This is a genomic window from Enterocloster clostridioformis, from assembly GCF_020297485.1.
In the GTDB taxonomy this organism is placed as follows: Bacteria; Bacillota; Clostridia; order Lachnospirales; family Lachnospiraceae; genus Enterocloster; species Enterocloster clostridioformis.
This window is the reverse complement of record NZ_JAIWZC010000001.1, coordinates 1,614,821-1,635,555: the sequence shown is the minus strand read 5'-3', so window position 1 is coordinate 1,635,555 and position 20,735 is coordinate 1,614,821. Positions and strand designations below refer to the sequence as shown.

17 protein-coding genes and 1 pseudogene are annotated in these 20,735 nt (G+C 47.3%); 14 read left to right on the top strand and 4 right to left on the bottom strand.

What is annotated here, in order from left to right; translation table 11 throughout:
• Positions 1–7 precede the first annotated feature (7 nt).
• The 8 genes from LA360_RS08065 (at position 8) to LA360_RS08030 (ending at position 9,566) form a co-directional block, all read left to right on the top strand.
• Complete coding sequence (locus tag LA360_RS08065; RefSeq protein WP_022201190.1) at positions 8–1,381, top strand: alanine/glycine:cation symporter family protein; 1,374 nt, start codon at positions 8–10, stop codon at positions 1,379–1,381.
• A gap of 270 nt (positions 1,382–1,651) precedes the next feature.
• The gene (locus LA360_RS08060; protein ID WP_022201189.1) at positions 1,652–2,524 is read left to right on the top strand and encodes a hypothetical protein; all 873 of its coding nucleotides are present in this window, start codon (positions 1,652–1,654) and stop codon (positions 2,522–2,524) included.
• Between the two features lie 21 nt (positions 2,525–2,545).
• On the top strand, positions 2,546–3,610 hold the full coding sequence (gene queA, locus LA360_RS08055; RefSeq protein WP_057572882.1) for a tRNA preQ1(34) S-adenosylmethionine ribosyltransferase-isomerase QueA: 1,065 nt from the start codon (positions 2,546–2,548) through the stop codon (positions 3,608–3,610).
• Between the two features lie 19 nt (positions 3,611–3,629).
• Positions 3,630–4,385 carry a pseudouridine synthase gene (locus tag LA360_RS08050; RefSeq protein WP_022201172.1) on the top strand — a complete coding sequence of 252 codons (756 nt, stop codon included), beginning with the start codon at positions 3,630–3,632 and terminating at the stop codon, positions 4,383–4,385.
• A gap of 13 nt (positions 4,386–4,398) precedes the next feature.
• A complete protein-coding gene (ligA, locus tag LA360_RS08045; RefSeq protein ID WP_022201171.1) occupies positions 4,399–6,354 on the top strand; it encodes an NAD-dependent DNA ligase LigA in 1,956 nt (651 codons plus the stop codon).
• 79 nt (positions 6,355–6,433) lie between these two features.
• Positions 6,434–7,351 (top strand): homoserine O-acetyltransferase MetA, encoded by a 918-nt coding sequence (gene metA, locus LA360_RS08040; RefSeq protein ID WP_022201170.1) that lies wholly within the window; start codon positions 6,434–6,436, stop codon positions 7,349–7,351.
• A 338-nt stretch (positions 7,352–7,689) separates the two neighbouring features.
• Positions 7,690–8,385: a DUF1835 domain-containing protein gene (locus LA360_RS08035; RefSeq protein WP_057572879.1), complete on the top strand. Its 696-nt coding sequence runs from the start codon at positions 7,690–7,692 to the stop codon at positions 8,383–8,385.
• A 923-nt stretch (positions 8,386–9,308) separates the two neighbouring features.
• The gene (locus LA360_RS08030) at positions 9,309–9,566 is read left to right on the top strand and encodes a hypothetical protein (RefSeq protein ID WP_225537438.1); all 258 of its coding nucleotides are present in this window, start codon (positions 9,309–9,311) and stop codon (positions 9,564–9,566) included.
• A gap of 348 nt (positions 9,567–9,914) precedes the next feature.
• On the opposite strand, the gene LA360_RS08025 is transcribed toward LA360_RS08030, so the two are convergent.
• The 3 genes from LA360_RS08025 to LA360_RS08015 are packed head-to-tail and all read right to left on the bottom strand — an operon-like array spanning position 9,915 to position 13,567.
• Positions 9,915–10,541, bottom strand: a complete 627-nt coding sequence (locus LA360_RS08025; protein ID WP_002583967.1) for a CatB-related O-acetyltransferase — start codon at positions 10,539–10,541, stop codon at positions 9,915–9,917.
• Between the two features lies 1 nt (position 10,542).
• The gene (gene abc-f / locus LA360_RS08020; protein WP_089776240.1) at positions 10,543–12,168 is read right to left on the bottom strand and encodes a ribosomal protection-like ABC-F family protein; all 1,626 of its coding nucleotides are present in this window, start codon (positions 12,166–12,168) and stop codon (positions 10,543–10,545) included.
• A 16-nt stretch (positions 12,169–12,184) separates the two neighbouring features.
• A complete protein-coding gene (locus LA360_RS08015) occupies positions 12,185–13,567 on the bottom strand; it encodes an MATE family efflux transporter (RefSeq protein WP_089776239.1) in 1,383 nt (460 codons plus the stop codon).
• A gap of 489 nt (positions 13,568–14,056) precedes the next feature.
• Between LA360_RS08015 and LA360_RS08010 the strand changes: the two genes are divergently transcribed.
• On the top strand, positions 14,057–14,359 hold the full coding sequence (locus LA360_RS08010) for an FMN-binding protein (protein ID WP_065551312.1): 303 nt from the start codon (positions 14,057–14,059) through the stop codon (positions 14,357–14,359).
• On the opposite strand, the pseudogene LA360_RS31825 reads toward LA360_RS08010, so the two are convergent.
• A pseudogene (locus LA360_RS31825) lies at positions 14,354–16,049 on the bottom strand (PucR family transcriptional regulator). The gene LA360_RS08010 and the pseudogene LA360_RS31825 overlap by 6 nt on opposite strands.
• 298 nt (positions 16,050–16,347) lie before the next feature.
• On the opposite strand from LA360_RS31825, the gene LA360_RS07995 reads away from it, so the two are divergent.
• From LA360_RS07995 to yajC, 5 genes are all read left to right on the top strand, one after another.
• The gene (locus LA360_RS07995) at positions 16,348–17,604 is read left to right on the top strand and encodes a M20 family metallo-hydrolase (protein ID WP_002583963.1); all 1,257 of its coding nucleotides are present in this window, start codon (positions 16,348–16,350) and stop codon (positions 17,602–17,604) included.
• Positions 17,605–17,673: 69 nt separating this feature from the next.
• Positions 17,674–18,393, top strand: coding sequence for a DUF5058 family protein (locus LA360_RS07990; protein ID WP_002583962.1), 720 nt, complete (start codon positions 17,674–17,676; stop codon positions 18,391–18,393).
• A gap of 17 nt (positions 18,394–18,410) precedes the next feature.
• The gene (locus tag LA360_RS07985) at positions 18,411–19,076 is read left to right on the top strand and encodes a hypothetical protein (RefSeq protein ID WP_022202036.1); all 666 of its coding nucleotides are present in this window, start codon (positions 18,411–18,413) and stop codon (positions 19,074–19,076) included.
• A 47-nt stretch (positions 19,077–19,123) separates the two neighbouring features.
• Positions 19,124–20,302 (top strand): M20 metallopeptidase family protein, encoded by a 1,179-nt coding sequence (locus tag LA360_RS07980; RefSeq protein ID WP_022202035.1) that lies wholly within the window; start codon positions 19,124–19,126, stop codon positions 20,300–20,302.
• Positions 20,303–20,332: 30 nt separating this feature from the next.
• Entirely contained in the window at positions 20,333–20,602 is a 270-nt protein-coding gene (gene yajC, locus LA360_RS07975) for a preprotein translocase subunit YajC (RefSeq protein ID WP_002583959.1), read from the top strand.
• Positions 20,603–20,735: the final 133 nt, after the last annotated feature.

Genomic DNA, 20,735 nt, shown 5'->3' with positions numbered 1-20,735 from the left:
ACATTATATGCTGCAGATAGTTAACACAATTAATTCATACCTTTCTGATTACATTCTTGTATTTCTTTTGGTGGCTGTGGGCCTTTGGTATACAATCAAAACGAAATGTGTCCAGAGGTATCTTTGGAAGGGATTGAAACAGCTTTTTGGCGGTTTTTCACTACAGGGCGGTTCACAGGGAGGCGGAATGAGCTCATTTCAGGCGGTTGCAACAGCAATCGCAGCACAGGTTGGCACCGGGAATATTGTCGGTTCAGCCGGAGCGATTCTTGTCGGTGGACCCGGAGCTATTTTCTGGATGTGGATTATCGCATTTTTGGGCATGGCTACCATTTACGCAGAAGCAACATTAGCGCAGAAGACACGTGTGACAGATGCGGAGGGCAATATTCAGGGCGGACCGGTGTACTATATCCAGACAGCCTTTAACGGTAAATTCGGAAAATTCCTGGCAGGCTTTTTTTCGATCGCAATTATTCTTGCTCTTGGATTCTTTGGATGCATGGTACAGTCGAACTCAATTGGTTCCACAATTCAGATGGCATTCGGGATTCCATCCTGGGTTGTTGGTATCATCCTTGTTATTATTTGTGGATTTATCTTCATGGGAGGTGTAGACCGGATTGCTTCCGTTACCGAAAAATTAGTTCCGGTCATGGCGGCATTTTTCCTGATCGGCGGTTTGGGAGTACTCGTGGTGCGGTTTCAGTATATTCCGGAAACATTTGGTCTGATCTTTAAATACGCATTCCAGCCACAGGCAATTATTGGCGGCGGATTTGGTATGGCAATTAAGACGGCTATTAGCCAGGGAGCAAAAAGAGGCCTGTTTTCAAATGAAGCCGGTATGGGTTCCACTCCGCATGCCCATGCACTTGCAGTGGTGAAAAATCCGCATGAACAAGGCTGCGTGGCAATGGTTGGTGTATTCATTGACACCTTTATCGTTCTTACACTGAATGCATTGGTTATTATTTCCACACTTTATGCAGGAAATGGTCCTTTGGCAAATGGTTATGCAGGAGAAGCGGCGGAGACATTAAAAAATACAAACCTTGCCCAGGCAGCTTTTGGGATTGTGTACGGAAGCAGGGCCGGCGCTGTTTTTGTAGCTATTTGTTTGTTCTTTTTTGCATTTTCCACAATTCTTGGTTGGAACTTATTTGCAAAAATTAATGTGACTTATCTATTTGGGAAAAGAGCACAAAAACCATTCGTGCTTGTTGCTTTGGTATTTATCTTCCTTGGAACAATCGGGGAAAGTGATTTGGTATGGTCATTATCTGATATGTTTAACCAGTTAATGGTTATTCCCAATGCGATTGCGCTGTTTGCATTGACGGGGGTGGTTAAAGAGATGCTTAAGAACCGAGACAAATAAAATTATATACATATGCCTGAGAATGGAAGGCGGTTGGCAGATGGCCGCATACATTTTCAAGGGACGATTACAGGATAAAAGAATGAGTCGCTCTGCCGGATGATGGCATACCTTGTCAGGATATCGCAGATAATCTGTTTCAGCTTTGGATTATCTGCGGTATTTTTTTGGTACAGATTGCAATTTGAACCGCTTTTTGCTAGAATAGAGCGGAGATACTTGAATACTAACATACTCCGGGCTTCGCAGTCGGGACAGGAGGACTGAATCATGAGACAAAACAGAAGAAGGACAGGCAGCAGACGTTCCGCGGACGATAAGATAAAATATATGCGCATGGCGGCAATCCCGCTGGTTATTGTGCTGGTGCTGGTGGCAATCATACTGGTGATGGACAGGAAGCCGTCGGATAAGGAAGCATCCGCCTCAACTGACGTATCACTTTCCACGGATGAGGATATCAATATAAGCAGCGACAGCTCCGCCTCGCCGGAGGATGGAGGGGTGGAGCCGGACAATAACCAGTACACCACGGATTTTTCCCAGTATGAGCTGAAAAAGGACGAGATACCCCAGGTAAACCAGCTGATTAGCGAGTATTTTCAGGCAAAGGTGGACCAGGACGCCCAGACGCTGTACCGGATATTCGGGAAAAGCGATGATACCGGGCTGGATGCGCGTAAGGAAGAACTGAAGAATGAGGCGGTATACATTGAGGATTATGTGGATATCGTCTGCTATACCAAGCCGGGGCTTACAGCGGATTCCTATGTGGCCTATGTCACCTATGAGGTGAAGTTCAGGCGCGTGGAGACATTGGCGCCGGGCCTTATGTGGTGTTATGTGGTCAAGGATGACAACGGCAATTTCATTATCCGCGAGAATGTAGTGGGTGATGAAGCGGATTATGTGGCAAAGCAGAACCAGTCTGAGGATGTGAAGCTGCTGTCCAACCAGGTCAATGAGAGGCTGAGACAGGCCATTGAGAGTGATACGGTTCTTGCGGGAATTTACAAGGATTTAAGGAACGGGGCAGTGGTCCATTCCTCCGAGGAAGAGACCGGGACAGGAGACAGTACGGTTATTCTGGAGGAGGAAGGCGGTTCCGGCACAGCAGGCGGTTCCAGTGTGAAGATAGAATAGGCTTGGAGGATAAGATTGACCATGGATGTAAAGGATTTTGATTATGAACTGCCGGAAGAACTGATTGCCCAGGACCCCTTGGAGGACCGTTCTGCGTCGAGGCTGATGGTGTTGGATCGGGAAACAGGGGAGATACAGCACAGAATTTTTAAGGATATCACGCAATACTTGCGGCCGGGTGACTGCCTGGTGATTAACGATACAAAGGTCATACCGGCCCGGCTTTTCGGGGTGAAGAAGGATACAGGGGCAAAAATAGAGATACTTCTGCTGAAGCGCGGGGAGAATGATATATGGGAGACACTGGTGCGCCCGGGCAAGAAGGCAAAGCCGGGGACTGTCATCGAATTCGGCGAGGGCCTGCTGACAGGAACCGTGGTGGATACCGTGGATGACGGAAACCGTCTGATTCAGTTCTATTACAAGGGGATTTTTGAGGAAATCCTGGACCAGCTGGGCCAGATGCCCCTGCCGCCTTATATTACGCACCAGCTGAAGGATAAGAACCGCTACCAGACCGTGTATGCCAGACATGAAGGCTCCGCGGCAGCGCCTACGGCGGGCCTGCATTTTACACAGGAGCTTTTGGATGAGATCGAGGGCATGGGAGTGAAGATTGCCCACGTGACCCTCCATGTGGGTTTGGGTACATTCCGCCCTGTTAAGGTGGAGAATGTTCAGGACCACCATATGCATTCCGAGTTTTATATTGTGGAGGAGTCCGAGGCAAAGAAGGTGAATGACACCAAGGCGGCCGGAGGCCGGGTCATTTGCGTGGGCACTACCAGCTGCAGGACCGTTGAATCAGCCTCCACAGAGGACGGCGTGCTTAAGTCAGGAACCGGCTGGACAGAGATATTTATTTATCCGGGTTACCGTTTTAAGGTATTGGATGCCCTGATTACGAATTTCCACCTGCCCCAGTCCACACTGGTGATGCTGGTCAGCGCGCTGGCCGGACGGGAGCATATTTTAAACGCCTACCGGGAAGCAGTGAAGGAACGTTACCGTTTCTTCTCCTTTGGGGATGCTATGTTTATCGCGGCCCATCCGGCTGCTGAGAAGCGGCAGGGATTGTGGGAATGACAGAAGAAAGCGGGAGAAAATGGAAGAACGTTTAAATAAATGGCTGAGCCGGATGGGAGTCTGCTCCAGACGCGAGGCGGACCGTCTGATTGAGGCCGGCAAGGTGCTGGTGGACAACCGTCCTGCCTCCATGGGGCAGAAAGTAACACCCGGACAGAAGGTGGTCTGCAATGGAAAGATGGTCCGGGTAGACAAAAGCCACAAGCCCAGACCGGTGCTTTTGGCAGTGAATAAGCCAAGGGGCATTGTATGTACCACCACCGACAAGGACAGAGCTGAGAACATCGTGGACTTTTTGGGGTATCCTGAGCGGATTTACCCCGTGGGAAGGCTGGATAAGGATTCAGAGGGACTGCTTCTCATGACAAACCAGGGGGATCTGGTGAATAAAATCATGAGAAGCGGAAATGCTCATGAGAAAGAGTATATTGTCACCATAGATAAGCCGGTGACGGAACATTTTCTGGAACAGATGGCAGGAGGGATCCGGCTTCCTGAACTGGACCAGGTGACCAGGCCCTGCAAGGTGAAAAAGGTGGAGCGGAATACATTTTCCATCATTCTCACCCAGGGCCTGAACCGGCAGATACGGCGAATGTGTGAAGTCTGCGGCTGTCAGGTAAGGCGGCTGGTGCGGGTGCGTATCATGAACATACGCCTGGGCAATTTGAGGACTGGAGCTTACCGTCAGATAACGAAGGAGGAGTATGAGGAGCTTACAGGGCTTCTTAAGGACTCCTCCAGTCTGTCCATTAAGGAGAGAAAGAATCGATAATCAGGAGAGCGGAATGGAAGACAGGATTCAGAGAATGAAGGAACTGGTTTCCGTCCTGCGGGAAGCAGGAAAGGCTTATTATCAGGAAAGCCGGGAAATCATGAGCAATTTTGAATATGACAAGCTGTATGACGAACTGGTATCCCTGGAAAAGGAAACCGGGGTCACCTTGTCAGGAAGCCCGTCGCAGCAGGTGGGATATGAGATATTAAGCGAGCTGCCTAAGGAGACCCACGGTTCTCCCATGCTTTCTTTGGACAAGACGAAGAGTGTGGAGGATTTACAGGAATGGCTGGGAGACCAGAAGGGGCTGCTGTCCTGGAAGATGGACGGCCTTACCATTGTGCTTACCTATGAGGAGGGAACCCTGGCAAAGGCGGTTACCAGGGGAAACGGAGAGATTGGCGAGGTCATTACGCCCAACGCCAGGGTGTTTGTCAATATCCCCCTGAACATTTCATACAGGGGACAGTTGATTCTCCGGGGAGAGGCTGTCATCACCTATTCGGAATTTGAGCGTATTAACAGCGGAATCGAGGATGTGGATGCCAAATATAAAAACCCCAGAAACCTGTGCAGCGGTTCTGTCCGCCAGCTTAACAGCCAGATCACGGCGGAACGGAATGTGCATTTTGAGGCATTTGCCCTGGTGAAGGCGGAAGGAGTGGACTTTTGCAATTCCAGGAAATCCCAGTTTGAGTGGCTGAAAGGACAGGGATTTGAGGTGGTCCACTATGAAGAAGTGGATGCGGGAAACCTGCCTGAGGCAGTGGAGAGGTTTGCGAAGGCAGTGGAAGGAAACGATATTCCCTCTGACGGTCTGGTGCTGACCTATGATGATATTGCTTACGGCGAATCCCTTGGACGTACAGCTAAGTTCCCGCGCAATTCCATTGCTTTTAAGTGGAAGGATGAAATCAGGGAGACGACTCTTTCCTATATTGAGTGGAGCGCTTCCAGGACAGGTTTAATCAATCCGGTGGCTGTGTTTGAACCGGTGGAGTTAGAGGGAACCACGGTCAGCAGGGCCAGTGTCCACAATCTGAGCATCATGGAGGGGCTGGAGCTGGGCGTGGGAGATACCATAACCGTGTATAAGGCCAACATGATTATCCCTCAGATAGAGGAAAACCTGACCCGGAGCGGCGTAAAGGACATACCGGAGGAATGTCCCGTATGCGGAGGCAGGACGGAAATCCGCAAGGTAAATGATGTAAAGAGCCTGTACTGCACCAACCCTGACTGCCAGGCCAAGAAGATAAAGAGCTTTACCCTGTTTGTCAGCCGCGATGCCCTTAACATTGACGGCTTGTCCGAGGCTACCCTGGAGAAGTTTATCCAGGCAGGTTTTATTCACGAATTTGCGGATATATTCCATCTGGAAGAACACAGGGATGCAATCGTGGAAATGGAGGGTCTGGGACAGAAGTCTTATGATAACCTGATTGCATCCATAAAGACAGCGTCCAGTACCACCCTTCCCAGGATGGTGTACGGCCTGGGAATCGCGGGAATCGGACTGGCCAACGCAAAGATGCTGTGCCGTGAGTTCAAGTATGATTTTGATAAAATGCGTCATGCCGGGGAGGAAGAACTGGTGGCAGTGGACGGTATCGGCGGTGTTCTGGCCCAGGCCTGGATGGATTACTTTGCTTCCGAGAGAAACAACCAGATGGTAGACCATCTGCTGGCGGAGCTGAACATTGAAAAGGAACAGCCGGAGGCAGAGGGCGAGGCGGTCTTTGAGGGGATGAACTTTGTGGTGACCGGGTCCGTGGAGCATTTTGCAAACCGGAAGGAGCTCCAGGAGCTGATTGAAAGCAAGGGCGGCAAGATCACTGGTTCCGTCACGGCAAAGACAGCGTATCTGATAAATAACAATGCAGCCTCCAATTCGTCCAAGAATAAAAAGGCAAAGGAACTGGGAGTTCCCATCATCTCAGAGGAGGAGTTCCTGCGAATGTTGTAGCACAGTATCTGCCGGTTTTGGCAGACGCTGTGCGGTTTCCGTGTGAAATTCAGCCAACATTTGAAAGGAGAGAGCGAACATGCCTATAAAAGTACAGAGAGATTTGCCAGCAAAAGCGATTCTGGAGGAAGAGAATATATTCATTATGGATGAGGACAGGGCCATGAGCCAGGATATCCGTCCGTTGGAAATCCTGATTCTGAATCTGATGCCTCTCAAGGAAGAAACAGAGACCCAGCTTATGCGGGCATTGTCCAATACACCCCTCCAGGTGGACTGTACCTTCCTGATGCTGTCCACCCATGTGTCGAAAAACACGTCAGCCAGCCATCTCAACAAATTTTATGTCACATTTGATGAGATAAAGAAGAAAAAGTATGACGGAATGATTATAACCGGGGCTCCGGTGGAGAATCTGGAGTACGAGGAAGTGAACTACTGGCCGGAGCTGTCCATGATGATGGAGTGGAGCAAGACCCATGTGACCTCCACCATACATATATGCTGGGGGGCCCAGGCAGGGCTTTATTATCACTACGGTATTCCCAAATACCCTATGAAGAAGAAACTGTCGGGCATTTATAATCACAGAGTCCTGGACCGGAAGGTTCCGCTGGTGAGAAGCCTTAATGATTTTTTCCTGGCTCCCCACTCCAGATATACGGAGGTGAGGAAAGCCGATATCTTAAAGCATCCGGAGCTGGCTATCCTGGCTGAATCCGATGAAGCCGGCGTGTTCCTGGTTATGAGCCGGGACGGACGGCAGGTATTTGTCCAGGGCCATCCTGAATATGACAGGATGACGTTGAATAATGAGTACCACAGGGACTTAAATAAGGGGTTGGATCCGGAGGTTCCTTATAATTATTATGAGGACAACGACCCGTTTTCAGCGCCACCGCTGACATGGCGGAATACTTCCAATACGCTTTATACCAACTGGCTGAATTATTATGTGTATCAGGTGACGCCTTACCTGTTAGAGGTGGAGGAGTAGGGATACCTGGGGAAACAAGGATATCTGAATAAGTCCGTGAGTATGTGGCTGCGCCGCATATTTATGGGCTTATTTTCGTAATATTGCTGTAAGCTGTAAGGGAAATTTCATAAAAAGATTATTCCGGTATAATAAGATGTTGGGGTCAAAAGCCCAACTATAGCACCTTGATAAGCGGTTCTACTGAAACCGGGAAGAAATTCTTTACAGGTACAGGTGTTTATGTAAGATATGAACTGACGGTAGAGATTTTAAACGGTACAGATCTTTGGATTGATAATGAACGTTATGTTACAATTCCTTAGATAATATAATCTACTTTTGGTTAGGAGTATTCGATGCTAAATATATGCTTTTCGTCATCGGCTTATGTGATGATTAAGATGATTAAAATGGAGTCAGACCAGGATATATTGTTTTTACTTGATGATTTGTCGGTCGGACATATTAAAAATCAAAACTATGAAAGTCGTTTTGATGAATTTTTTAGTATGTATGGCTATAGGTGTCAAGATAAGCAAAAGGAGAGGAATTTATTTCTACAAAATTACCAAACTCTTGTCGAAGAGATTGGCCGGAATGATGTAATACGCATTTGGTATTCAAATTCTTCTTCAGAATATTTTGGCATGTTATATCTCTGTTCTATCATCGATTACACGAAAAAAGTATATTTAACAAATTGCTCCGATTATGTCAAAGATTGCATAGCGGTATCTCTTCTTGAAGACTATGAGTTAGCCACGTGTTCACAGCACCATAAAGTTTTAAACCAAAAAGAGCTTAAGGAATACAAAGAAACTTGGGAGCAATTGGCACAAGAGAATAGCAAACTTAGAGTATATGAGAATGGAAGAATAATTACTTCTGAAGCTTATTATGATAAAGATATAAAAGAGCTGCTAAGTAAAAGAATGAGTCTGCTTGATATAAGTACTGAAATATACCTAATAAACTTAAGAAAACGTATGCTGGTAAGTGATGGATACATACATGTAAGAATTAACCAGCTAGTATTGGGTACACTCCCATAAAATGAATAATATGAGATGTTTAATACCGGAGTATCATCTAAAAAAAGATGATACTCCGATTTTCTAGTGCGACCGGCGGGCACACGTTCTAACGGGTGCAAGTCCCGAATCCACCCGGCAGTGGGAAGGATACAGCCGAACACCAAGGGCGTTGCCGTGAGGCTGGGTCTGAAGGAAGGTGTAAGCAAACCTCTGCCCCAACGCACAGAAACCATTTCAGGCCGAGCATGGGGGATAAGGCCGCTAGACAGGTCGAAGTCCAATAACTGCACGGAACCCAGCTAGGTAAAGATGGTGAGGACATGGAGGGAAAGAACGTGTGAGTACCCGGGGAGGTCTCACGGACGTGGCAGGAGCAATACAACATTTGCTGTCACGGAGTAAAGCTTGCCGTTAGAAGTCAGCCGAGGCCATAAAGCCGGTAGTTGCAAATACCGGATGAAGGGCTGAACAATATCGATTATCCTGATATGACAGCCCACTATCTGAAAGTACGTGTAAACTATTGAACCGCCTTGGTACCGAACGGTATGCCAGGTGGTGTGGAAGGGGGACTTATAATTCCCCTATCCGATTTAAGGTCTATGAGTTAAAGTATACTGACAATAATAAGTATTTATCCGGATGAATCCCTTCATGTATCTTTGCTTGGATGTTACACATTGTTGACGCGGCTCCCAATCGTTTGTCATCTCTTCACAAGGTTATTTCACAGTTGCGGGATGTGGAATTGGGAACAATCAAACATGTTGTATGGATAGATAAGATGGAATGCCGGCAGCCGTGCTCTGGCGATTTAATACAATGGATTACATAAAATGTAACAACGGGCCGCCCTATTCATATCCTTCACTGTCTTTGCTGAGTAGGGTTCATGTGGGGGTATGAGCCACGAATTTAGACTGGAACATATTCAGTTAAAAATGCTGGCCGAAAGTCTGAACATTCAGCCGCCGTCGCTTTACAACCATATCAGCGGGCTCAATGATTTGCACCATGAATTAATGCTCTATGGCCGGAAAAACATGGAAGAATGGATGGTGGAGGCCGCGGCCGGCACCAGCGGATATGCAGCATGGGAGGCGCTCCGCGGAGGGTTTTATGCCTATGCAACCGCCCTCCCCCCGGCGTGTTCAGCGCTATGCTCTGGTATAGCAAGTACCAGGACCATGAGACAATGATGGTTACGGGACAGATTTTCTCCATTTGTTCTGAGGCGACGGCCTCGGTGGGAATTTCAGAAGAAAACTGCAATCATCTGATCCGCGCCTTCCGGGCGTTTTTAGGGGGGACTTTCCCTGCTCGTCAACAACAATGCCTTTGGCCATTCGCTGCCTGTGGGGGACAGCTTCGAGTTCTCCTTAAAGCTGCTGATTGCCGGCATGAAGGATCTGGAGGGCAAATAGCTTTGGATAAGAGAATATATTATCAGACAGAAAAGGCTCCACAGGATCTTTCACAATCTTGCGGAGCCTTTTCTATGCGAAACAGCGGAGCGGAAATAATCTGAACACACAAGAGGTATTTCTTTATATTAGTTCATTTAATTGTCCTGTCTGTATTGCATGGATGTTTTTTGTTATCCGTTCCTCGGGCCAGTCCCACCATTTAAGCTCTAGCAGGGTGGCAGCCGTTTCCCCGGAATACCGTTTCCTGATCGGTTTTGCAGGAACGCCGCCGGCAATTGTGTACGGAGGAACGTCCTTTGTCACGACGGCCCGGCTTCCGATTATGGCTCCGTCACCAATCGTAACCCCTGCCATAACGACGGCCTCATATCCAATCCATACATCGTTTCCGATGACGATATCCCCTTTATTGTCCCAGGAAGCGCCCACATTCCCCTTTTCCAGCCCCCATTCCTCAAAGAAAAGGGGAAACGGGTAGGTGGAGAGAGAGGAAAGGGTATGATTTGCACTGTTAAAGAGAAACTTTGCGCCGCAGGCAATGGAACAGAATTTTCCTATAATAAGATGATCATGGTTTATGGGGTAATGGTACAAAACATTGTTTTTCTCAAACCCAACCGGGTCATTGACAAAATCATTGTACATCGTATAATCTCCAACCATGATGGATGGGTCTGTAATGGCGTTTTTTAAATAAATTGTTTGTTTATCTCCGGTCCTGGGATATAATTTTTTTGTATCGGTCATTTTATAATTCCTCCTCTGAATTTAGTCCGTAATAGTATTCTAACAATTCCCGGGAATAATCAACGATTCTGCCGGAAGGCAGGATCAGTACCCGGTTGACGCCAATCTGCTCCACAAACCAGGGATTATGGCTGACAACCATAATGGTGCCTTCAAAAAGATGAAAGTTTCCTCCAATGATGCTCTGCGTCTCGGGGTCCAGGTGGTTTGTGGGCTCGTCGAGAATGAGAAGGTTCGCCCTTTGCAGTAAAACTTTGCACAGTGCAATGCGGGCCTTTTCACCGGGAGATAAGATTTCTGCCTTTTTATGGATATCGTCCGCATAAAAAAGAAAGTTGCTTAAAACAGAGCGAAGCTGCTTTTCCGTATATCCGTCCGTCCAGGCGTTTTCCAGTATCGTTTTCTGCAGGTCAATCTGTTCCAGCTCCTGGGCGTAATAGGCCACATCGGTTTTTGGATGAACATGGATGCTTCCCGTATCCGGAGAATGTATCCCCATAATCAGTTTGAGCAGTGTTGACTTACCGGCCCCATTTTCTCCAACAATCAGGAAACGTTCTTTTTCATGTATCTGAAATGATAAGTCACGGTAGAGAAGGGACTGGTTCGGGTAATGAAAGGACAGATGCTCCACTTCCAGGGGAATCCCGCCGCCCTCACGCATGGGGCGGAGGTCCATTTTTACACGCTTATAGATCCGGTCGCGGGTCTGTTTCATGCTTCGCTTTTTTTCCAGCCGGAGAGCGCGTTCCTGCCCCATACGCTTGAGCGCGTGGTTGGTCCGGCTTGCCTGGTTTGCCCTCCGGACAAATTCCTCCAGCTCCCGGATTTCTTTTTCTTCCTGCGCAATGGCCTGTTCCCGCAGGCGCTGTTCCAGGGCATACTTCTTTTTGTAAGTATCATAGTTGCCTTCATAGACGGATATTTTGTGTGTGGCTTTATGAATGAACAGGATTTTGTTGACAATCTGGTTCAGAAAGCTGACATCGTGGCTGATAATCAGCACCATACCTTGATAGCCTTTCAGAAATTCAATGACAAATTCTCTGGCTGCCGCGTCTAAGTGGTTGGTCGGTTCATCCAAAAGCAGAATGTCAGATTTTGAATACAGGACACGGCCAAAGGCTATTTGCGATTTCTGCCCGCCGGACAGCCTGTTAAGGGGCATGTCCAGCAGGCCGCTTGAAATCCCCATACGGTCAATGATATGGAGCAGAATGCTGTCTGCCTCGTAATAATCGTAGGATTCTAAATGGGACTGGAGCTTTTCCATTTGCTTAAACAGCATGGCATGTTCCGCTGTGCCGGCGCTTTCCAGCTTTTTATAAATCACGTTCAGCTCTGCCTCCAGTTTGTTTATTGGCCGCCCCCTTTTCAGGTATTCAAGCACGGTGCGGGATTCGTCCTCAATGGTGATTTCCTGCGGAAGATAACCAATCCGCGAATTGCCGGTGGATATGGTGCCGCTGTCTAATTCCTGTTCATGCAGCAGCACGTGGAACAGGGTAGTTTTTCCGGCGCCGTTTACACCCACAATGCCAACTTTGTCGTGAGTGTCTATATAAAAATCGGCATCCTCGTAGATGACTTCTGTGCCGAAGGCGAGATTTATCTTTGTTCCTTTCATAGCTGTATCAGCCTCCTTAAATTTTTGTATGATAGGTCCGGCTGTGTTGTCGGAGAATCCGTTTGTTTTCCCAGCCCTTACTTTTAAAATAGAGCAGTCCCACAACAGCAGGCAGCAGTGGGGAAAGAGCCTGCCCAATATACACGCCCGGAAATCCAAGGCCGCAGGGAAATGCCAGAAGCCAGCTTACCGGCAGCCTGACAATCACCGCGTCTAAAAGCGCGTTGATCATGGCGATATTTGCAGAGCCGATGCCGATGGCAAAGGAATCGAAGGTATACATGGCTGCATATACCAGGCTGTTTACGCTGCAGCATATCCTCAAATACAGGATTCCCCCCGTAGTCATTTCCGGGCTTGCCGGAGTAAACAGGAGAATCAGCTGCTCCCCGAAAACCTGTACCAGCAAAACCATGGTAAGCGTAATGAGCAGATTGAGACAAAGTCCTGTTTTTGTTGTTTTCCTGACCTGTTTTGTATCGCCTGCTCCAATATTCTGGCCAGCCATGGCTGTTACAGCCTGGCCAATTGCCCAGCAGGGCATACCGGCAAATGTATTGATCTTAAGTCCCACGCCGGAGGCTGCGGCCACGGATACGCCAAATTGATTCAGCATTCCCGTGATCAGGAGATAGGAGAGGTTGACGACAACCATTTGCACCGCAGTAGGCAGCCCGACCTTCAAAATGGCAGCCAGTTTATGGGTTTTTATGGAAAAATGCGGTAACTGAAAGTCGAAAACAAAGTTCTTCCTTTTTAAATGTATCACAGCAATTACGAAAGAAATGCCCTGTGAAAAAATGGTTGCGCAGGCGGCGCCTTTGGTACCCATGCCAAAGGGGCCTACCAGAAGGAGGTCCAATACGATATTGACGGCCGTGGCGACCGCAACAAAATAGAGCGGGCTTTTGGCATCTCCCAAACCTTTGAGGATGGAACAGACCGCGTTATAGCCAAAAACAAATACGGTTCCGAAGCAGATGATTTTCATGTATCCGCAGGCGTCCTCCATGGCTGCCGCAGGTACATTTAATATCTGAAAAAGCGGTCCATAGGCTGACAGGCCCGCTGCGGTAACAAGGACTGCCGCGATAAGGGAAATGGTGAATAAAGTCCCGATGGTTTCAATTTGTCCACATTCATCCTTTGCCCCTTTATACTGGGCGGTCAAAACCGTGCCTCCCATCGTAATGCCGATACAGACAGAGCTGATGATAAAACTGATCATGGAGGCGCTGCTGATTGCGGCAAGCCCATTTTCTCCCACGATTCTGCCCACGACCACCATATCCACTAGGCTGTAAAAGGACTGGAGGAGATTTGCAGCCAGCAGCGGGAGCGCAAAGACGATTAATTTTATGGGAACGTTTCCTGTTGTTAGATTTTGATTGTCATTCATTTTTGTGTTTCCTTTCAGCATACAAAAAACAGAGGTACGGTACAAAAACCTGCACGCCCTCTGCTCTTAAAGATATATATATTTGTCAATAAGGGTATTCTGAACGCCGTGCGCACAGACCACCGTATTCTGACGATTAGCCCGCGTTTTATGCAGAATCATCGCCATCATTTGACAAAAAGGCGGCAGACAAAACACTGTCCGCCGCCGCCAAAAACAAACCGCTGTTTATTGGAAAACACGAAAACAAAACCCCAAACTAATGATTTGGAATAAAATATCTGCTGACGATTGTCTTCGTATTTTCAGGCTCCGTACAATGTTTTGAAGTATCAAATTGTCCGGAGCTGTAATCAATGCAGAACTTACCGAATAACATTGCACTCACCCTTTCCTTTTCGTATTATAAGTCATTATAGACACTCATGGGCGCTCTGTCAAGCGTTTATCAAATGATGCTATTTTTCAATAGGCTGGCAGGAAAAGGAGATGGTGGAAATTTGTTTATCTGGAGAGGAAACTATAGTGGAACGGCTTGACAAAACTAATTTGATTAGTTACCACCGGGAGAGAATAAATTTAAGAATATCAAAGGACGGTTTCGGGGGAGATGCGGTAATCTCTGCGGCTGTAAACAGTGATGTCAGAATCAGCGTCCTTGAATTCCTGCAGCTGGAGGAAACACCAGGGCTGGGTATGAGAGCCGTAAAAAGAGGCGTGAGACAAAAGGTTCCCCGGGCGATATTTCCAGAGGAACCTTTTCGTACGTATAAAGCTTCTGTAAATCTATGATTCATTCTGTTTATCCAACAAATACATTGCGTGTATGCCTATTTGCAGCTTCAGTCTGTTTTCCGGCTGCCCGATATTGTAAGGGAGTAATTCCTGAATCCGGGCCATATAATTCATCATGGTATTGCGGTGTATATGCAAATCAGAGGCAGTCTTACTGATGTTATAATGATTTTCTATGTAGGTCCTCAATACCTGCACGTAGTTAACGTCGGCATTGCTGGCTCTGCATAAAGGCTCCACTGTTTCCATGTACATTTCCATCAGGTTTTCCTGGGGCATCGTGGAGAGCCATTGATAGACCTGAATGGTGCGAAACAAAAACACATATTCTGCCGGATAGAGCTTCTGTCCCAGATTGATCGCGTCAATCGCCTGAAAGAATGCCTTTGAAATCTGCTGTGGGTCAGAAGCATACAAGCTAATGCCGATCAGTGTGGAAATGTTGTCCCGGCCGAAAAATTGATGGATTTTTTTAGCCGACTCTGCGGCCTGATATTCCGCTGTTTCCTGGGACACATCATTGGAAAAGAGCAGATACAGAACATAATGGGTATGGGTTTTCAGAAAGAAAACCTTACATCCATAGGTGTTCGTGATCCACGACGTGATGGAAGCGAAGATATCCCGGATTATATATCTGCGGGTCGATGAGATGGACATCGAATTATTTAATTCAACAGCTAAGCAGATACGTTGTTTGGCATAATCAAAATTATACATCTTACAATAGCGCAGAATCGTATCGGTTGAATTGGATTGTGCCATAATTACCGATGCCGCAAAGTCCTGGGTGTTTATTTTATTGCAGGCCGTTAATTGGAATAATGCGGAGATATCTTTTATGACTTTGTAATGCCAGTCTTCCAGTTTGTTTATTTCCGGAATGACCAAAAAAGCAGCATCTCCGTCAATGTTTCCGGAATACAGCATGGTACAGTTTGTTTCTCCATTTGACCCGTCAATGGAAAAGTGGTGGAACTGGTAAGGCTGCTGCTGGTATTTTTTTAGGAGCTTTTGGCGCATATTCTCATCAAGACCTGTCCAGCTCTCCTGGGGATTGGATTTGGGTGGCGGGGATTTTTTTGGGTTGGGGATTGGGATTGGGTGGGGGGGGGGGGGTATGCGAAGAAAAATTGTCATTTGGACCATATGAGTAATCTATTAGCTCAAACCGGGAATTTGTAAGAAAAACAGGATTTTTAAGCACCAGGCTTAATTCGGACAACATTCTCTCAGGCACCTTGTACTTGCTGAGTGAATCAACAATATCTTTGTATGCGATTGAGACATGGTACATCTCATCTAACTGTTCTTCAAACATACGCTTATGAATCGTATAGGCAAAGTCACAAAAATAGAGATTATAAGGCAGTTCATATATAGGAAAATCAAGCTTGTTTCCGTCCTCGAGTATAATGTTGGGAATTTCGTTGTGGTAACGGTGCAGCTTCACGCCAAGAGCGGCGCAGCCCTTTTCTTTCAGCGACGCAACAAAACCTTTCAATATGGACGGATTATGAAACGTAATATACCCGGAGTCAACGACAAATTCCCCTCCATGAAGCCAGTCCAGGATTTCAGGTGTATCGATTATGCTGAAAGAAGTAATCTTCCTGTTTGTCCCACGGAAGCCGGCAACACATCGGATTTGCTCAAGGTCTGATGTGAAATTTGCAACTGTAACCATTTTGTCTCAACTCCTTCTGACGATTTTTATGTAACCATATCAGTTACCACATCATTATATCAGTTACCACATCATTATATCAGCTACTGTATAATTAAACAATATGCACTTTTTTGATTTTTCTTGAAAAAACTGTGCACATTGACAAGGAAACATGGAGTGATAAATGATAATATATAAATAAATATTTGAATTTGCAGAAAACAAATGGAATATACTGGTAAAAGTGCTGCTGACAAGCTGGAAAAAGCGGAGCGAATTTTATAAATTTTAAAAAGTCCAGAAAGGAAAAACAGTAATGTTATTAAAGGCAAATAAGGATCGGATATATGATAATCTGAACACATTAAGCACTTTTAACAGCTGTCCGGAGCAGGAGGGAATAACGCGTGCCCTGTTTTCAGAGGCAGAGATCGGGGCACGCAGTTATGTGAAGGAACTGATGACGCAGGCGGGCCTGCTTGTCACCGAGGATGCAATAGGCAATATCTTCGGAACCCTGGTTGGCGGCTGCCCTGACTTGGCGCCTGTATGGAGTGGTTCACACATTGACACGGTCCGTAATGGCGGGATGTATGATGGAATGGTGGGGGTGATTGGCGCAATTGAAGCGTGCAGGATTATAAAGGAAAATAATATCAGCCACCAGCGGAGCATAACCGCGCTGGTATTTACATCCGAAGAGCCCACCCGTTATAAATTCGGGTGTATCGGAAGCAGGGCATTGGCCGGCCATCTTTCTCTGGAGGAGACAAAGGGCCTTGTTGATGAGAACGGAATATCACTATATGATGAGTTGAACCGGCTTGGATATACGGAAATGGATTACAGTAAAGTTATGAGGAGAAAGGGGGATGTTTTTGCGAGCGTCGAACTGCACATTGAACAGGCGCCTGTTCTTGAACAGCTCAATTGTCCCATTGGAATCGTGGAAGCTATTTGTGCGCCTACATATATAAATGTGGTGTTGGAAGGACAGCAGGAACATGCGGGCTCCACGCCGATGAATGCCAGGCATGATGCGATGACGGCTGCCTGTGAGATTGTGCTGAAAATAGAAAGCCTGGCTCAAAGCTATGGAAACAATTATACGGTAGCTACAGTTGGGAGGATGCTTCCGTTTCCTAATTCGTCCAATGTCATTGCGGGGAGAGTTGAATTTTCAATCGACATAAGAGATATCAGTGAAGATAGAAAAACAGACATGACTCAAAAAATCTGCTCATACATTGATACGATTGCAATGCTCCGCGGTTTGCGGGCCTCACATTGTGTGACAGCTGATGATTTACCTCATTCTTCTGACAAAAAGATAGTGGCGGTAATAGAAGAAAGCTGTACGAGGGAGGGGATATTCTCAAATAAAATGGTTAGCGGCGCATATCATGACTCTTTATTTATCGCTGAGTTTGCGCCTATGGGGATGATTTTCGTGCCAAGCCGCAAGGGTATCAGCCATGATCCGGCTGAGTATACAGACATGGATGACATTGTGCTGGGAACGGAGGTCCTGACAGATACGCTCCTGACCCTGTCTAATTCAAAAGAAATATAGTCAAATAAAGTAACTTATCAACCAGGTAGCCGCACCGGCTACACCAGTATTACGTTAGGAGGTTGCAGAATGAGCAATATTGAGCAAGTCCAACATGTTTCAAATTCACCTATCTTGTGGCTGCTATGTGGTATCACAGTCATCATATCTGCGATACAGACCGTGCTGTACATGAGGCAGTGCAGCAAGACCACCAGAGTGGCAGGGCTGGATCCCAAGATTCCCAAAGAGGCTTTCAGGGTGGGACTGATATCCGCCATAGGCCCTGCATTGGGTGTGTTTATCGTAATGGTTGGACTTATGGCTTCCATCGGAGGCCCCATGGCATGGCTTCGTCTTTCCATTATCGGCGCCGCGGCCACAGAGCTTTCGGCGGCAAACATTGGAGCGGAAGCATGTGGGGTGACGCTCGGGACAGAGCAGTATACCTTGATATGTCTTGCGGTCTCATGGTTTACCATGGCTTTAAACGGCGCAGGCTGGCTTATCTTTACCGGTATTGCAACCCCATCTTTAGAGACACTTCGCAATAAAGTGTCTGGGGGAGATATGAAATGGCTGGTTGTCTTAAGCGGCTCGTGTTCCCTTGGCATTTTCGGTTATTTGAACGCAGGTGAAATCTTAAAGGGTATGGGCAATACACTGGCGGTTCTGGCAGGCGCGGTTTCAATGGTGCTCCTCGTTAAAACCGTGTGCAGGAAATACCCGAAACTGATGGAATATTCCCTGGGTATCGCCATGATTATAGGCATGATATTCGCATTGGGATATGATCAGTTATTCAAATAGACCAGGAGGGATGATAAATGACTGATAATGAAATCATGAAAGATTGGAAGAAAAGCAGCATTGTAATTGGGTCACCTACAAATATCCTGGCCGCCCTGACCTCATTTATACCGGTTATATGGCTCTGTATTACCTATAACTGCTGGCCGCCCATCAGCACGGTTCTCACCGCCTGGGGCATGGTTGCAGCTTCCTTTGGAGCATTTTATTTTGTAGAGCCGGTTTCCTACTATGCCGCTCTCGGCATGACAGGAACCTACCTCAGCTTTTTGTCGGGAAATATCGGCAACATGCGGGTTCCCTGCGCGGCGTTGGCCCTTGACGTGACACATTCCACACCGGGAACCGTTCAGGCAGAGGTGGTTTCCACCATGGCTATCTGCGGATCCATCATCACCAACCTGATAGGCACCACTTCCGCTGTTATCGTGGGCGGCGCGGTTCTGTCCGTGCTTCCGGAGTTTATCGTGGTTGGCCTTACGAAGTATGCCAGTTCCGCTATTTTTGGAGCCACCTTCGGAAATTTTGCAGTTAAATATCCAAAGGTCGCGGTGTTTGCATTGGCAATCCCGGTTATCCTGAAGATGACCACGGGACTTCCGGCGGCAGCGGTTATCGTATGTACTGTATTCGGCACATTGTTTATTGCAAGGGTGTTCTATAAAAAGGGACTTGTCAAATAACCGTGGATGGGGATAATTCATTTTGAGGAAAGGAGCAGTATAGTATCATGTGGGAGAAATGTAAAGAATTACAGGAAGAACTGGTTAAGATGCGCAGGGAACTGCATCAGATTCCGGAGCTGGGCGGAAATTTACCGGAGACCAGAGCATATGTAGAGGCAAAATTAAATGAGATGGGGATTCCTTTTGTGGAAAATGAGACTGACAGCGGCCTCATTGCAACCATCAGGGGAGGAAAAGAGGGAAAGACAATCGCGCTCCGTGCGGATATGGACGCCCTTCCGATTAAGGAGGCCAATGAGGTCGATTACATATCCAGACATGAAGGGTGTATGCATGCCTGCGGACATGATACACATATGACCATGCTGCTGGGAGCGGCAAAGATACTAAATGAATACAAGGACCAGATTCCGGGAACGGTAAGGCTGTTCTTCCAGACGGATGAGGAAGGCTCCAAGGGGGCTCAGAGGATTTGCGCGGAGGGAGCCATGGACGGCGTTGACGCAGTGTTCGGAACCCATATCGGAACCATTGTCTCCAAGGATATCAAGGCTGGAACCGTGATCTGTGTGCCGGGCTGCTGCATGGCGTCCTTTGACAAATTCGTAATTAAGGTAAAAGGAATCGGCTGTCACGGTTCCACCCCGGAAAAAGGTGTGGACCCGGTCAATATTGCGGCCCATATCATCATCAATCTCCAGGAAATCATTGCACGCGAGATTCCGGCAGTGAAGCCGTCGGTACTGACCATCGGCCATGTGGAGGCGGGATTTGCTTATAATGTTATTCCATCAGAGGTTCTGATTGAAGGCACCATCCGGGCTTTGGAGGAGGATGTGCGTCAGGAATTGGCAAAGAGAATAGGCGAGATTGCCAAGGCAACGGCTGAAGCCTTCCGGGGTGAAACAGAGTACGAGATGATCTGGGGAGCTCCACCTGTTACCAATGATGCCGGTATGGCGGAGCTGGCAGCTGACTGTGCACGGGATGTGGTAGGGGACGATATGGTTATCGGCCATCTGGATGCCCCGAACATGGGAGGTGAGGATTTCGCTTATTATCTTGAGAAGGCGCCGGGAGCATTTATGTTCTTAAGCTCATCCAATCCGCAGAAGCATACGGATGTACCACATCATAATCCGCGCTTTAATGTGGATGAGGATGTATTCTGGATTGGTTCTGCGGTATTTGTGCGGATTGTTGAACGGTTCTTCCAGATTTAATGATTAAGACTCAGAAAGGACTTCTAAGATATGTCACCAGGTTTATTGTTTCTCGCATATGGAGTCATTGTTGTAGCGGCAATGTACGGTTTTGTGTACATCCCCAATAAAAAGAAGCATAAGAAAATGCAGGAGCTGCATGATTCCGTCAAGGCCGGGGATATGGTCGTCACCATCGGAGGGGTAGTAGGTAAGGTAGCTAAAAAGGAAGGGGAATACCTTACGCTGATTATCGATGAGGAAAAGAGTGTGACCATGAAGATTGTACTGTATGCAGTCAATCAGAAGATAGAGAAGTGAGAAAACACCTGGATTGGAGAAGGATAATTCAGGGATCACAGCGAATGATGAGCGGTGGAGCACCCGTCCGGGTGTTCCACCTTTGTGGTATGACGGTTAAGAGCCGGCGGACAGGGTCCGGTATAATTTCATG

What these genes read in the sequence shown, in the direction of transcription:
- LA360_RS08065 (WP_022201190.1), top strand. Translation starts at nt 8, where the DNA reads ATGCTGCAGATAGTTAACACAATTAATTCATACCTTTCTGATTACATT.
- LA360_RS08060 (WP_022201189.1), top strand. Translation starts at nt 1,652, where the DNA reads ATGAGACAAAACAGAAGAAGGACAGGCAGCAGACGTTCCGCGGACGAT.
- queA (WP_057572882.1), top strand. Translation starts at nt 2,546, where the DNA reads ATGGATGTAAAGGATTTTGATTATGAACTGCCGGAAGAACTGATTGCC.
- LA360_RS08050 (WP_022201172.1), top strand. Translation starts at nt 3,630, where the DNA reads ATGGAAGAACGTTTAAATAAATGGCTGAGCCGGATGGGAGTCTGCTCC.
- ligA (WP_022201171.1), top strand. Translation starts at nt 4,399, where the DNA reads ATGGAAGACAGGATTCAGAGAATGAAGGAACTGGTTTCCGTCCTGCGG.
- metA (WP_022201170.1), top strand. Translation starts at nt 6,434, where the DNA reads ATGCCTATAAAAGTACAGAGAGATTTGCCAGCAAAAGCGATTCTGGAG.
- LA360_RS08035 (WP_057572879.1), top strand. Translation starts at nt 7,690, where the DNA reads ATGCTAAATATATGCTTTTCGTCATCGGCTTATGTGATGATTAAGATG.
- LA360_RS08030 (WP_225537438.1), top strand. Translation starts at nt 9,309, where the DNA reads ATGCTGGCCGAAAGTCTGAACATTCAGCCGCCGTCGCTTTACAACCAT.
- LA360_RS08025 (WP_002583967.1), bottom strand. Translation starts at nt 10,541, where the DNA reads ATGACCGATACAAAAAAATTATATCCCAGGACCGGAGATAAACAAACA.
- abc-f (WP_089776240.1), bottom strand. Translation starts at nt 12,168, where the DNA reads ATGAAAGGAACAAAGATAAATCTCGCCTTCGGCACAGAAGTCATCTAC.
- LA360_RS08015 (WP_089776239.1), bottom strand. Translation starts at nt 13,567, where the DNA reads ATGAATGACAATCAAAATCTAACAACAGGAAACGTTCCCATAAAATTA.
- LA360_RS08010 (WP_065551312.1), top strand. Translation starts at nt 14,057, where the DNA reads ATGGTGGAAATTTGTTTATCTGGAGAGGAAACTATAGTGGAACGGCTT.
- LA360_RS07995 (WP_002583963.1), top strand. Translation starts at nt 16,348, where the DNA reads ATGTTATTAAAGGCAAATAAGGATCGGATATATGATAATCTGAACACA.
- LA360_RS07990 (WP_002583962.1), top strand. Translation starts at nt 17,674, where the DNA reads ATGAGCAATATTGAGCAAGTCCAACATGTTTCAAATTCACCTATCTTG.
- LA360_RS07985 (WP_022202036.1), top strand. Translation starts at nt 18,411, where the DNA reads ATGACTGATAATGAAATCATGAAAGATTGGAAGAAAAGCAGCATTGTA.
- LA360_RS07980 (WP_022202035.1), top strand. Translation starts at nt 19,124, where the DNA reads ATGTGGGAGAAATGTAAAGAATTACAGGAAGAACTGGTTAAGATGCGC.
- yajC (WP_002583959.1), top strand. Translation starts at nt 20,333, where the DNA reads ATGTCACCAGGTTTATTGTTTCTCGCATATGGAGTCATTGTTGTAGCG.